14 protein-coding genes are annotated in these 13,131 nt (G+C 62.2%); 7 read left to right on the top strand and 7 right to left on the bottom strand.

All coding sequences use genetic code 11. The annotated features are described in order from the left end of the window. Positions 1-232 precede the first annotated feature (232 nt). Positions 233-1,396, bottom strand: a complete 1,164-nt coding sequence (locus J2858_RS15815; protein ID WP_210105789.1) for a M20 aminoacylase family protein — start codon at positions 1,394-1,396, stop codon at positions 233-235. A gap of 164 nt (positions 1,397-1,560) precedes the next feature. Between J2858_RS15815 and J2858_RS15810 the strand changes: the two genes are divergently transcribed. Next, complete coding sequence (locus tag J2858_RS15810; RefSeq protein ID WP_281067742.1) at positions 1,561-2,691, top strand: D-alanyl-D-alanine carboxypeptidase family protein; 1,131 nt, start codon at positions 1,561-1,563, stop codon at positions 2,689-2,691. Positions 2,692-2,756: 65 nt separating this feature from the next. After that, on the top strand, positions 2,757-3,935 hold the full coding sequence (locus tag J2858_RS15805) for a CobW family GTP-binding protein (RefSeq protein WP_210105788.1): 1,179 nt from the start codon (positions 2,757-2,759) through the stop codon (positions 3,933-3,935). 8 nt (positions 3,936-3,943) lie between these two features. Here the strand turns inward: J2858_RS15805 and J2858_RS15800 are convergent, their stop codons facing one another. The 5 genes from J2858_RS15800 to J2858_RS15780 form a co-directional block, all read right to left on the bottom strand. Continuing rightward, positions 3,944-4,225, bottom strand: a complete 282-nt coding sequence (locus tag J2858_RS15800; protein WP_210105787.1) for a sulfurtransferase TusA family protein — start codon at positions 4,223-4,225, stop codon at positions 3,944-3,946. Positions 4,226-4,233: 8 nt separating this feature from the next. Further along, the gene (locus J2858_RS15795) at positions 4,234-5,574 is read right to left on the bottom strand and encodes a L,D-transpeptidase family protein (RefSeq protein ID WP_210105786.1); all 1,341 of its coding nucleotides are present in this window, start codon (positions 5,572-5,574) and stop codon (positions 4,234-4,236) included. A gap of 158 nt (positions 5,575-5,732) precedes the next feature. Further along, positions 5,733-6,686 (bottom strand): acetyl-CoA carboxylase carboxyltransferase subunit alpha, encoded by a 954-nt coding sequence (locus tag J2858_RS15790; RefSeq protein WP_210105785.1) that lies wholly within the window; start codon positions 6,684-6,686, stop codon positions 5,733-5,735. A 52-nt stretch (positions 6,687-6,738) separates the two neighbouring features. Beyond that, positions 6,739-7,689 carry a site-specific tyrosine recombinase XerD gene (xerD, locus tag J2858_RS15785; protein ID WP_210105784.1) on the bottom strand — a complete coding sequence of 317 codons (951 nt, stop codon included), beginning with the start codon at positions 7,687-7,689 and terminating at the stop codon, positions 6,739-6,741. Positions 7,690-7,703: 14 nt separating this feature from the next. After that, complete coding sequence (locus tag J2858_RS15780; protein ID WP_210105783.1) at positions 7,704-7,856, bottom strand: hypothetical protein; 153 nt, start codon at positions 7,854-7,856, stop codon at positions 7,704-7,706. Positions 7,857-8,022: 166 nt separating this feature from the next. Between J2858_RS15780 and J2858_RS15775 the strand changes: the two genes are divergently transcribed. The 3 genes from J2858_RS15775 to J2858_RS15765 are packed head-to-tail and all read left to right on the top strand — an operon-like array spanning position 8,023 to position 11,049. Beyond that, positions 8,023-8,622, top strand: coding sequence for a shikimate kinase (locus J2858_RS15775; RefSeq protein ID WP_210105782.1), 600 nt, complete (start codon positions 8,023-8,025; stop codon positions 8,620-8,622). Then, positions 8,615-9,748, top strand: a complete 1,134-nt coding sequence (aroB, locus tag J2858_RS15770) for a 3-dehydroquinate synthase (RefSeq protein ID WP_210105781.1) — start codon at positions 8,615-8,617, stop codon at positions 9,746-9,748. The genes J2858_RS15775 and aroB overlap by 8 nt, the downstream gene beginning before the upstream one ends. Next, on the top strand, positions 9,748-11,049 hold the full coding sequence (locus J2858_RS15765; RefSeq protein ID WP_245366307.1) for an HlyC/CorC family transporter: 1,302 nt from the start codon (positions 9,748-9,750) through the stop codon (positions 11,047-11,049). The genes aroB and J2858_RS15765 overlap by 1 nt, the downstream gene beginning before the upstream one ends. Positions 11,050-11,053: 4 nt before the next feature. Here the strand turns inward: J2858_RS15765 and J2858_RS15760 are convergent, their stop codons facing one another. Then, complete coding sequence (locus J2858_RS15760; RefSeq protein WP_210105779.1) at positions 11,054-11,335, bottom strand: BolA family protein; 282 nt, start codon at positions 11,333-11,335, stop codon at positions 11,054-11,056. Between the two features lie 104 nt (positions 11,336-11,439). Here J2858_RS15760 and J2858_RS15755 point away from each other — a divergent pair, with 104 nt between their 5' ends. Beyond that, positions 11,440-12,063, top strand: a complete 624-nt coding sequence (locus J2858_RS15755) for a J domain-containing protein (protein ID WP_210105778.1) — start codon at positions 11,440-11,442, stop codon at positions 12,061-12,063. A 63-nt stretch (positions 12,064-12,126) separates the two neighbouring features. Further along, entirely contained in the window at positions 12,127-13,119 is a 993-nt protein-coding gene (gene cobS, locus J2858_RS15750; RefSeq protein WP_210105777.1) for a cobaltochelatase subunit CobS, read from the top strand. The last annotated feature ends 12 nt before the right edge of the window (positions 13,120-13,131 follow it).

Below are 13,131 nucleotides of genomic sequence, written 5' to 3'. Positions count from 1 at the left end.
GAGCTTGGCTCGGGATTGGCAAGCTGGAAGCCCAGCGTAGCGTTCCCCGACTTTGAGCAGATCAATTACGGCGTTTCCGACCGCAACTCCCAATTGCATTCAGGAATCCTGTGCTCTATCCTGCTGAGCTACGTGGACAATTCGGGTGGCGGTTTCATAACCCAGCCTTTGCCGTCGGGCAAGGGCGAAGGCGGTCAATCGTGCCGAACTCTCGCCCTCTTCCGGCCGCACCTCAATCGGTCAGCCGCTGCTCGGCAAGCTTCACCCAATAGGAAATGCCGTAGCCCAGCGCCTCGTCGTTGAAGTCGTAGGCGGGGTTGTGCAGAGGGGCGGTCTGGCCATTGCCGATCATGATATAGGCGCCGGGGCGGGATTGCAGCATGAAGGCAAAGTCCTCGCCCGCCATGCTGGGATCGACCTCGGTGTTGACGTTCGGCGCCCCGACGATGTCGACTGCGGCACGCGCCGCATGCACGGTTTCCTCGGGATGATTGACGGTGACCGGGCAGGCGCGCTCGTAATCCACTTCGGCGACCGCTCCATTCGCCAGCGCAATGCCTTCGGCGATCTGGCGAATGCGCTGTTCGGCCAGGTCGCGCACGGCCTCGTCGAGGCTGCGCACGGTGCCGGTCAGAAGTGCCTCTTCCGGAATGATGTTATGGGTGGTGCCGGCGTGAAACTGCGTGATGGAAACGACCACCGAGCGCAGCGGATTGGCATTGCGTGCGGCAATCATCTGCAGGCCGCCGACGATCTGCGCGCCGATGACGATGGGATCGGCCGTCCGGTGCGGCTCCGCCGCATGGCCGCCGCGACCCTTGATGGTGATCGAGAACTTGTCGGGCGCGGCCATGATGCCGCCCTTGCGGATGGCAAACGTGCCGAGCGGCATGCCCGGCATGTTGTGCATGCCATAGACCTCGGCAATGTTGAAACGCTCCATCATGCCGTCTTCGACCATGGCAAGCGCCCCGCGCCCGCCTTCCTCCGCCGGCTGGAAGATCACGGCGACGGCGCCGTTGAAGTTGCGTGTCTCGGAGAGATATTTGGCCGCCCCGAGCAACATGGCGGTGTGGCCGTCATGGCCGCAGGCATGCATCTTGCCTTCATGTCTGGAGGCCCAGGGCTTGCCGGTAATCTCTGACAGCGGCAGGGCATCCATGTCGGCGCGAAGGCCGATCACGCGGGTGCTTTCGCCGTGTCCGCGGATGATGCCCACCACGCCGGTGCGGCCGATCCCGGTCACGATCTCGTCAACGCCGAATTCCCGAAGCCGGGCTTCCACGAAGGCTGCGGTTTCCTCAACATCGTACAGCAGGCCCGGATTCTCATGGATATGGCGCCGCCACGCACTGACTTCCTCATGCATTTCGGCGGCTCTGTTCAAGATCGGCATTGCAGCTTCCTGTCGCGTCTCTGGGCTTCGGCATCGGTGCGGGCGAATACCCGTCCGGCGATATTGCGCTGCGGAATTGACGGAATCAATGATCTTTGCCATTGCTTTGCCGCAGAGGCGATATAACCGCCGCAGCTTCCCCGCGATCACCACGAGGCCGCGCCTTGCTTTCCAGCCTGAACCGTTCCCCTGCCGTTTCAAGGTCATGCGCCGCGCTTGCGGCTGCCGTGCTTGCGCTCGGCGCCTTTTCCACACCCGCTTCGGCCAACCCGAAAATGGTGGTGGATGTGCGCAGCGGCCAGGTTTTTGCCCATCAGGAAGCCTTCCGCAAATGGTATCCGGCCTCGCTGACCAAACTGATGACGGTCTACGTGACCTTCAAGACGCTGAAGGAAGGGCGGCTGTCGCTCGAAACGCCGGTGGTGATGAGCCGCAAGGCCGTCGATCAGCCGGCCAGCAAGATGTACCTGAAGCCGGGCGCGACGATGTCTCTCGACAGCGCGCTGAAGATCCTGATGGTCAAATCGGCCAATGACGTGGCTGTCGGCGTTGCCGAAACAGTGGGTGGCTCGACGGACCAGTTCGTTGCGATGATGAACGCGGAAGCGGCGCGGCTTGGCATGTCGTCCTCGCATTTCATTAACCCGCATGGACTGCCGGGCAAGGGGCAATTTACCACCGCCCGCGATCTTGCTGTTCTGGCCGTGCAGCTTCGCCGGCAGTTTCCCGAATATGCCAGCTATTTTGCGCTGGAAGGCATCACGACAGGCGCCAAGGACTATCCCAATTACAACATGCTGATCGGTCGCTTCGAAGGGGCGGACGGCATGAAGACCGGCTTCATCTGCGCCTCCGGCTTCAACCAGGTGTCGTCGGCCACGCGCAACGGTCGCACGCTTGTCTCTGTCGTGCTCGGTTCTGACAGCCTTGCCGGACGGTCCGACGAATCCGCCGATCTCCTGCAGGCGGCGTTTACCGGCGCGCAGACGCCCTCGGGCACACTGTCGAGCCTTGCGCCCTACGGGCCGGATCGGGACGCGGTGGTGGATGTGAGCGCCGAAATCTGCAATCCCAAAGCCGCCAAGGTGCGCAGCGAAGGTCGCGATGAGGCCGGCCGCATGGTGCTGCATTCGCCCTATATCAAGGAAATGACGCGGCCGCCGGCGTTCAGCCTTGCCGATATCACCAATCCGGCAGCGCCCGTCGAGGCTGCGGCGAGCAAGGCCGGCACCGGCCAGGCGGCTGCGGGCCAGATCCTCAACGTGCCGCTGCCCATTCCGCGCCCGACCTTCTGATCGGCAGGCCCTTTCGGCCGACATCGACCGGGAGCGTCACCACCACGAATCACGAGGACGAAGAGATGCCCTCTCCAGCCGAACGCATTCCCGTCTCCATCCTCACCGGATTTTTGGGAGCGGGCAAATCGACACTGCTCAACCGGATCCTGAAGGATCCGGAAGCCCGCGATACGGCCGTCATCATCAACGAGTTCGGCGAGGTCGGCATCGACAATTTCCTGGTCGAAACGTCCGGCGATACGCTGCTGGAACTCTCCAACGGTTGCCTCTGCTGCACCGTGCGCGGTGAACTGGTCGAAACGCTTGCCTCGCTGGTCGATCAGATCCAGACCGGCCGCCTGAAGCCGATTCGCCGGGTGGTTATCGAGACGACCGGCCTTGCCGATCCGGCTCCGGTCATGCAGGCGGTCATGGGCAATCCCGTCATTGCCCAGAGTTTTGCGCTGGATGGCGTGGTGACGGTGGTCGATGCGGTCCACGGCCTTGCGACACTGGCGCGCCACCCGGAAGCGCTGAAGCAGGTGGCGGTGGCAGACAGGCTGGTGCTGACGAAGCAGACGCTTGCCGCAAAGGAGGAGGTGCCGCTTCTGCTGCAACGTCTCCACGCGCTCAATCCGCGCGCAAAGCGTGTGGATGGCGACAGCCCTGAAGCCGGCGCAGCCTCGCTTCTCCTCAACGGGCTCTACGACCCGGACACGAAGATTGCCGATGTCGGACGCTGGCTGAGCGAGGAGCAGGCGCTGGAGAACGACGCGCACCATCATCACGACGATCATCACCACCATGATCACGATCACCATCATGGCGACCATGACCATCACGCCCATAATCACCATCATGCTCCTCATGATGTCACCCGCCACGGCGCCGATATCCGCTCCTTCTCGCTCGTCCATGACCGGCCGATCGACCCGATGGCGCTCGACATGTTCATCGACCTGCTGCGGTCGGCGCATGGAGAAAAACTGCTGCGCATGAAGGCCATCGTGAACCTTTCCGACAATCCGGAGCGGCCACTGGTGCTGCATGGCGTGCAGAGCATCTTTCACCCGCCGGAACGGCTGGCGCGCTGGCCGGAAGGCAGCGATCGGCGCAGCCGCATGGTGTTGATCACGCAAGGTCTGGCGGAAGGCTTCGTGAAAGATCTTTTTGCCGCCTTTACCGGCGAGCCGCGCATCGACCGGCCGGATCGCGCAGCACTCGAGGACAATCCGCTCGCGGTTCCGGGATTCCGCTTCTGAGGTCTTCTTTACGCGCGGTCAGGAACTGTCGGCGCACTGTCGGCCGCATCCACATCCTTGCGGATGAAAAAGCGATGTCCGTCTGCGGTCTTTTCCTGGGAGAGGAGCGTATGGCCATCCTCCCGGCAGAAGTGGGGGATGTCGAGCCCTGCGAGCGGATCGGTGGTGTCGACCACGAGCACTGTTCCAACGGGCAGCAGGCCGAGTTTCCGCCGGGTCTTCAAAACAGGCAGGGGGCATTTAAGCCCCCTGAGATTGTAGAGTTGGTGATCGTAGACCTGGTCGGGCATTTGATGCCCTACCACAATTTCCAGAACGGCTTCTTCTTCTCGTCCGTCGAAGGGTCCTGGACCGTTTGGACCGAGGCATAGGCCAAGGGGTTGGGCGCCGGAACGGGAATGGCGCCGGCCGTGGCGGGCGGGATGAACGCCGTATGCTGCGCGCCGGCATTTCCGGCATTCATCGCAGTCGTCACAGACATGCTGCTGCGGCCACCCGGCATCACCGCCGCCGTCTGCGAACCGGTGGCGGCAAGGCGATCCTGCTTTGCCGCAGCGCCGGAAGCCGTCGGGCCGGGACGTGCCGAGGCGAGCATGGTGCCGGCGGCCGGCTTTGCCTGCTTGTTCAGGCGCTGCGCCATCAGAGCTTCGAATTCGTCCTGCTTCACCAGCTTTCCGGCCTGCAGCGAGGAGCCGGTCGGCGCATAGGCAATGTCGCGGCCCTTGCGCTTGTCGGCAACAATCGCCTTGCGCTCGGCCTCGGTCGGCTCATACCAGACCTTGCCGTCCAGCTTGTCGACAGCCTTGGAATAGGCAAGCTTGTAGTCCTTGTCATAGGTGGCAAGAGAGGCTGCAAGCGCCGGCGGCGTCGTCATCGGCGGGCAGGCGGCGGCCGCTGAGGGCGTGCCGGAAATCTGCTGGTTGAAGACATACTTCTTCTCGCAGACATTGACCTCGGGCGGACGCTTGGTCACCTCGAAGTTGTCGTAGCCGACCTTCAGCATGTTCCAGAATTCGATGTTCTCGCTGTTGCGGTGGCGCGCCATGTTTTCCGCCGTCATGCGGAACGGCAGCGCCTGCAACTGCACGGTGGACTGGCCGCCCTTGAAGGCGTCGCGCGCAAAGGCGTAGATCTCCAGAATCTGCTCGTCCGTCATCGAATAGCAGCCGGACGAAGAGCAGGCGCCATGGATCATCAGGTTCGAACCGGTCCGGCCATTGGCGGCATCGTAGCGGTTGGGAAAGCCGGTATTGATGGCGAGGTAATATTTGGAGTTGGGATTGAGATGCGCCGGCGTCAGGCTGTAGAAGCCTTCCGGCGCCTGTCGATCGCCTTCCTTCACCTTCGGGCCCAGCTTGCCGGACCAGGCGCAGATGTCGTATTCCGCGATCTTGTCGAAGCGGTTGTCCGCCTTCGCCTTCCAGATCTCCATCTTGCCTTCTTCCTTGAAGACGCGAATCATGATCGGCGAATTGCGCGGCATGTCCTTCTTCTGCATTTCCGCGACAATGCGGTCGGGAAGCGGCTGCTCGACCTTGTTCTTGACTTTGGAGAGGTCAACGGCGGTATCGAGCGTATCGTTGCAGCCCGCAAGAGCGGTGGCCATCAGAAGGATATAGGCGATGTTTTTCAAGCGCATCGGGACAATCACGTTCAACGATCAACGGACAGGCTGATCCGGTGGGTATCAGTCTAATCGTAAATAAAGCGGTAAGCTTTACATTCTCTTAAGTGCAGGCATGCCTGCACGAAATCGTGAAGACTGGCGCAGTTTGCGCCACTCCAAGCGACAGTTGATCAGAGATTGCGGCCGATTTCCAGAAATTTCTGCCGGCGGGCCTTGCGCACGTCGTCCGGCGACAGCTGTCCCAGTTCCTGCAGCGTGCTTTCAATCAGTGCGCCGGTGGCATCGATGACTGTTTCCGGTTCGCGATGCGCGCCGCCAAGCGGTTCGGGAATGATGCCGTCAATGACGCCAAGACCCTTCAGGTCTTCGGCCGTGATCTTCATGTTGGTGGCGGCTTCGCGGGCGCGGGTTGAATCGCGCCACAGGATGGACGCAGCCCCTTCCGGCGAAATGACCGAATAGATGGCGTGCTCGAGCATGAATACCTTGTTGCCGGTCGCAATGGCAATCGCGCCGCCGGAGCCGCCTTCGCCGATGACGATCGAAATCATCGGCACCCGCAGGCCAAGGCAGGCCTCGGTGGAACGGGCAATGGCTTCCGCCTGGCCGCGCTCTTCGGCCCCCACGCCGGGATAGGCGCCGGCCGTATCAACCAGCGAGATGACAGGCAGGCCGAAACGATCGGCCATTTCCATCACGCGGATGGCCTTGCGATAGCCTTCCGGACGCGGGCTGCCGAAATTGTGCTTGATGCGCGACTTGGTGTCGTTACCCTTTTCCTGGCCGATGATGGCAACAGGCTGGCCGCGGAAACGGGCAAGCCCGGCCTGGATGGCGGCATCCTCACCAAACGAGCGATCGCCGGCAAGCGGCGTGAAATCGGTAAACAGGCGCTTCTGATAGTCGATGAAGTGGGGGCGCTGCGGATGGCGGGCCACCTGCGTCTTCTGCCAGGCGTTGAGCTTGGAATAGATTTCCAGCATCGCCTCGCGCACGCGCACTTCCAGACGCTGGATCTCGTCGGAGGTATCGATGCTCTCATCTTCCGTCGCGAGTTTCTTCAACTCGTGGATCTTGCCCTCCAGGTCGGAGATTGGCTTTTCGAAGTCGAGATAGGTCTGCATGAGCTCCGTTTTCCGATCGTTTTGGCGGTGTCACCGCCCTCCCGCACGCGCTCTATTCGGGGTTTTTGCTGCTTTTTGCAAGGGGGTGATGCATTTCCACCACGTCTCTCAGCCTTTCCTCCAGCACATGTGTATAGATTTGTGTCGTGGAAATGTCCGAGTGACCCAGCAGTTCCTGCACCACGCGCAGATCCGCTCCGTTCTGCAGGAGGTGGCTGGCAAAGGCATGGCGCAGCACATGCGGCGAGATGGCGGAGGTCCGGATGCCGGCGCGGGCAGCCAGGTCCTTGAGGTCGCGGGCAAAGACCTGGCGGGGCAGAAATCCCTGCTTGCCGCTGGAAGGAAAAAGCCAGGCGCTGTCAGCGTGTCTTTCGTCTTCGCCGGCCCGCGCCCGGGTGTCCCGGTAGAGCGCAAGCGCTGAAATGGCCGATCGCGACAAGGGAACAAGCCGCTCCTTGTTGCCCTTGCCCCGGATCATCAGGAAGCGGCCTTCGTGATCCAGCACCTTGGCCGGCAGCGAAACCAGTTCGCTCACCCGCATGCCCGTCGCATAGAGCAGTTCGAGGAGCGCCAGCATCCGCACGCGCCCGACGGCACCCGGCTCAGGGCTTTCCGCCTCTGCGGTCGCCTGTGCCAGCAGCCGGCTGACATCCGCTTCGCTCAGCGTCTTCGGCAGGGCGCGGGATTTTTTTGGCGCGTCCAGAATGGATGTCGGGTCGTCGCCGCGCAGGTCTTCGGCATAGAGGAACTTGTAGAACTGCCGCATGGCCGACAGCCGGCGTGCCTGCGAGGAGGCGGCAAAGCCCTGCTTTGTCAGATGCGCAAGATAATCGGTGAGGTCGGTCGTCGTTGCGGCAAGCAGGCTTGTCTTGCGGGTCGACAGGAAGCCATCGAGATCGTCGAGATCACGCTGGTAGGAGGCAAGCGTATTGTCTGCCGCGCCCCGCTCGGCGCTCATCATTTCCAGAAAGGCTTCCGCATGGGCGCGGGAGAGATCGGCCATCGGGCCCTGTCCTCTTAGGGTTGCGGCGGGTTGAGGCGCTCGGAGGGAACGCGCACCGTGACGTCGCGCTCGCGCGGTTCCACCAGATAGACCAGTGCCACCAGGCTCCCGTAGATCAGGCCGCAGAGGACGGCGATGATGAACAGGAAACGAAAGAGAGTTGGCATTGGCTGCTCCGCATCAATTGGGGCCATCTTATGAGGAAAGCCGAAGGCAAGCGCAAGAACCCAGGGCCGGCCGGCATGTTTCAAGCCGCTGCGGCTTGACGCTGCGGCGCCATTTGTCGATACGGTTTGCATGCAGGGAGCGCCAGAGGACAGTGTTGACACCGCGATGCCCGATCTTGTGACACAGCAGACAGTGGCGAGCACGCTTGCCGAACGGGCGCGCGCTGCCCTGGGTGGCCGCAATCTGATTTTCGTCGGCCTGATGGGAGCCGGCAAATCGGCCGTCGGTCGCGTCGTCGCCCAGCAGCTTGCCTTGCCCTTCATTGATACGGATGCCGAGATCGAGCGTGTGTCGCGCATGACCATTCCTGAACTCTTTGCCAACTACGGCGAGCAGGAATTTCGTGCTCTTGAGACACGCGTGATGGAGCGCCTGGTGCGGGGCGGACCGCGGGTGATTTCCACTGGCGGTGGCGCCTTTATCAACGAGCGCACGCGAGCCGCCATTCGCGCTGGCGGCCTGTCTTTGTGGTTGCGCGCCGAGCTGGAGATCCTCTGGGAGCGCGTCAACAAGCGTGACAACCGACCGCTTCTGAAAACCGAGAACCCGAAGCAGACGCTGGAAAACCTGATGCACCAGCGTTACCCGATCTATGCGGGAGCCGACCTCACCGTCGAATCGCGCGACGTGCGCAAGGAGGCCATGGCACAGGAAGTGCTGGCCGCCATCGCCGCACTTTCCAAGGAAGGCAGAGAGAATGACTGAGCAAGCACCCCGCCACGACGAACGCCTGGTGCATGTGCCGCTGGGTGATCGGGCCTACGACATTCTCATCGGACCCGACCTGATTGCCCATGCCGGTGGCGAAATCACCGCGCGCCTGAAGGGCCGCCGCGCCGCCATCGTCACCGACGAGCATGTCGCCCCGCTCTATCTCGAGCCGTTGATGGACAGCCTGCAGACCGATGGCATCGAGGCCGTGTCGCTCACCCTGCCGGCCGGTGAAAAGACCAAGAGCCTCGAGCCGCTGGCCGCTGTCTGCGACATGGCGCTTGCCGCCCGCATCGAGCGCAACGACTGCATCATTGCGCTCGGCGGTGGCGTGATCGGCGATCTCGCCGGCTTTGCTGCCGGCATCGTGCGCCGCGGCGTGCGCTTCGTGCAGATCCCGACGACACTGTTGTCGCAGGTCGATTCCTCCGTCGGCGGCAAGACCGGTATCAACAGCCGCCACGGCAAGAACCTGCTCGGCGTCTTCCATCAGCCGGATCTGGTCCTTTCCGATACCTCCGCCCTCGATAGTTTGAGCGAGCGTGAATTCCGCGCCGGTTATGCCGAAGTTGCCAAATACGGGCTGATCGACAAGCCGGAGTTTTTCGACTGGCTGGAAAAGAACTGGACGGACGTCTTTGCCGGCGGCCCCGCCCGCGCCGAGGCAATTGCGCTGAGCTGCCAGGCGAAGGCCGATGTGGTGGTGGAAGACGAGCGCGAAACGGGCCGCCGGGCGCTCCTCAATCTCGGCCACACCTTTGGCCACGCGCTGGAAGCGGCCACGCAGTATGACAGCAGCCGGCTTGTTCATGGTGAGGGTGTTGCAATCGGCATGGTGCTGGCGCATCGTTTCTCCGCGCGCATGAACCTTGCAAGCCCGGACGACGCCAGGCGCGTCGAGGCGCATCTGAAGGCGGTAGGGCTTCCGACGGAAATGTCAGATATCCCCGGCGAGCTGCCGCCGAGCGACGTTCTGATGAACGCCATTGCCCAGGACAAGAAGGTGAAAAGCGGCAAGCTCACCTTCATCCTGACGCGCGGCATTGGCCAGTCCTTCGTCGCTGATGATGTGCCGGCCTCCGAGGTTCTGGCTTTCCTCGAAGAAACACGGCAGGGGTGATGCAGGAGATTTTGACCTTTCTCTCCGATTACTGGCTCACACTGTTATCCGTGCTGCTTCTGATCGTGCTGTCGGCTTTCTTTTCCGGCTCGGAAACGGCGCTGACGGCGGCCTCGCGCGCCCGCATGCACACGATGCATGCCAATGGCGATGAGCGGGCGGGCCTTGTCGGGCGGCTGATCGAGCGACGTGACCGGCTGATCGGCGCGCTTCTGATCGGCAACAACCTTGTCAATATTCTGGCCTCGTCCTTGACCACCAGCCTGTTTCTCGGGCTGTTCGGCCAGACGGGCGTCGCCTTCGCCACGATCGTCATGACGGTCCTGCTGGTCGTCTTTTCCGAAGTGCTGCCGAAAAGCTGGGCGATTTCAGCACCTGACCGGTTTGCCATGGTGGTGGCGCCGGTGGTGCGCGTCTATGTCGGCATTGCCGGGCCGCTTTCGAGCGGCGTCAATGCCGTGGTGCGTTTCATCCTGTCGATCTTCGGCATCAACCTGTCGGAAGGCACGTCGATGCTGTCGGCGCATGAGGAGCTGCGCGGCGCGCTTGATCTCCTCCATCGCGAAGGCTCCTTCATCAAGGCCGACCGCGACCGGCTGGGCGGGCTTCTGGATCTCGAGGAACTAGAAGTCTCCGACGTGATGAAGCACCGCACGGTGATGCGGGCAATCAATGCCGACGATGCACCGGACGTGGTGGTGCGCGCCGTGCTGGAAAGTCCCTTCACCCGCATGCCGCTGTGGCGCAACACCACCGAAAACATCATCGGCATCGTGCATGCCAAGGATCTTTTGCGGGCGCTGGCCGAACCGGATATGGAGCCGCGCGATCTGGATATCGTGAAGATTGCGCAGAAACCCTGGTTTGTGCCGGACACGACCAGCCTCAAGGACCAGCTGAATGCCTTCCTGCGGCGCAAGATGCATTTTGCCGTCGTCGTCGATGAGTATGGCGAGGTCCAGGGCATCGTGACGCTGGAGGATATTCTGGAAGAAATCGTCGGGGACATTGCCGACGAGCATGATCTGGAAATCCAGGGTGTGCGCCAGGAAGCCGATGGCTCCATCGTGGTCGACGGCGCGGTGCCCATCCGTGACCTGAACCGTGCCCTCGACTGGACGCTGCCGGATGAGGAGGCAACCACCATTGCCGGCCTCGTCATCCACGAATCAAAGCTGATCCCGCAGGAGCGCCAGGCGTTTACCTTCTATGGCAAGCGCTTCATCGTGATGAAGCGCGAAAAGAACCGCATCACCAAGCTGCGCATTCGCCCGGCAGAAGACATGCCGCTGCCGGGCTGATTGATTACCAGCGGGTCGGCTCGCCGGGGGCTGCGGCCTCGACGGCGAGCGCATGCAGGCCCGCATCCAGTTCCGCCTTCAGAAGATCATTCACCATCCGGTGGCGCTGCAGCCGGGTCAGGCCGGAAAAACGCTCCGACACGACACGAACCCGCATATGGCTCTCGCCGGTGCCGGTCATGTCCGGCTGGTGGCCGGCATGATGATGGCTCTCATCGATCACATCCAGCCGTTCAGGCGTGAGATGGTGCAAGAGTGTGGCTTCGATGCTGGAACGAACGGACATTTTCAGGGTTCCTGGGGCTGTCGCGGAGGGCGTCCCAGAAACCAGTAACAAACCGCTTTGTCAATTCTTGTCCTGCCCCGTCCGGCACCCCATAATGGGCTTACATGAAATTGGATTCCAAATATTTTGACCGTATCCGGACGCGCCGGAAAAGGGAGCAGGACGCCGTTCCTGAGGCCCCGACGTGCCAGTGGGACGGTTGTGACAAGCCGGGTGCCCATCGCGCCCCCGTGGGTCGCAATGCCGAGGGCCAGTTCTTCCTGTTCTGCTTTGAGCATGTGAAGGAATACAACAAGGGCTACAACTACTTCTCCGGCCTCTCCGACAGCGAGATCGCCCGCTACCAGAAGGAGGCGATCACCGGTCATCGTCCCACCTGGACAGTCGGCGTCAACAAGTCGGCCAAGGATGCGCCGCTGCAGCAGACCATGCGGTCCGGCTCGGCGGCCAGCTTCAACCGGGTGAAGGATCCCTTCGGTTTCGTGCGGGAAGGGCGCGCCAGTGCCCAGGCCCAGCCGGCCGTGCGCAAACTAAAGACGCTGGAAGCCAAGGCTTTCGATACAATGGGCTTGACCGCAGGCGCCACGGCGGCTGAAATCAAGAGCCGCTACAAGGAACTGGTGAAGAAACATCACCCGGATGCCAATGGCGGCGATCGTGGCTCGGAGGAACGTTTTCGCGCCGTGATACAGGCCTACCAATTGTTAAAGCAGGCAGGTTTCTGCTAAGTCGTTGCCATTCATGGCAGCAAGAATTGCGGCCGGACCGGCAAGGTGCGGCATGGAGTGGTGATGAGCAAAATCGATCTTGATATTTCCAACCTGCCCGACACGACGGTTTCCGTTCGGGATGTCTTTGGCATTGATTCGGACCTGCGCGTTCCGGCCTACAGCAACAGCGACCCCTACGTTCCCGAACTGGACCCGGATTATCTGTTCGACCGGGATACGACGCTGGCGATCCTGGCAGGCTTTGCCCACAACCGTCGCGTCATGGTCTCCGGCTTTCACGGAACCGGCAAGTCGACCCATATCGAGCAGGTCGCTGCCCGCCTCAACTGGCCCTGCGTGCGCATCAACCTCGACAGCCATGTCAGCCGTATCGACCTCGTCGGCAAGGACGCCATCGTCCTCAAGGAAGGCAAGCAGGTCACCGAATTCAAGGATGGCATCCTGCCCTGGGCCTACCAGCACAATGTCGCGCTCGTCTTCGACGAATACGATGCCGGTCGTCCGGACGTGATGTTCGTCATCCAGCGCGTGCTGGAAAGTTCCGGCCGCCTGACGCTTCTCGACCAGAGCCGCGTCATCCGTCCTCACCCGGCCTTCCGCCTGTTTGCAACGGCAAACACGGTCGGTCTCGGCGATACGACGGGCCTCTATCACGGCACGCAGCAGATCAACCAGGCGCAGATGGACCGCTGGTCGATCGTCACGACGCTGAACTACCTGCCGCACCAGAAGGAAGTCGATATCGTTGCCGCCAAGGTCAAGAGCTTTGGCAAGACGGCCGAAGGTCGCGACACGGTGTCGAAGATGGTGCGCGTGGCCGACATGACCCGCTCGGCCTTCGTCAATGGCGACCTGTCGACCGTGATGAGCCCGCGTACCGTCATCACCTGGGCGGAAAATGCGGAAATCTTCGGCGATGTCGCCTTCGCCTTCCGCATCACCTTCCTCAACAAGTGCGACGAGCTGGAACGCACGCTGGTGGCCGAACACTATCAGCGCGCCTTCGGCGTCGAGCTGAAGGAAAGCGCCGTGAACATGGTTCTTGGCGCCTGAGGCAGGACGGCA

The sequence above is a fragment of the Neorhizobium galegae genome (genome assembly GCF_017877135.1).
Lineage (GTDB): Bacteria > Pseudomonadota > Alphaproteobacteria > Rhizobiales > Rhizobiaceae > Neorhizobium > Neorhizobium galegae_A.
Note: the sequence above shows the minus strand (reverse complement) of the source record. Positions and strands in the feature narration are given on the sequence as shown.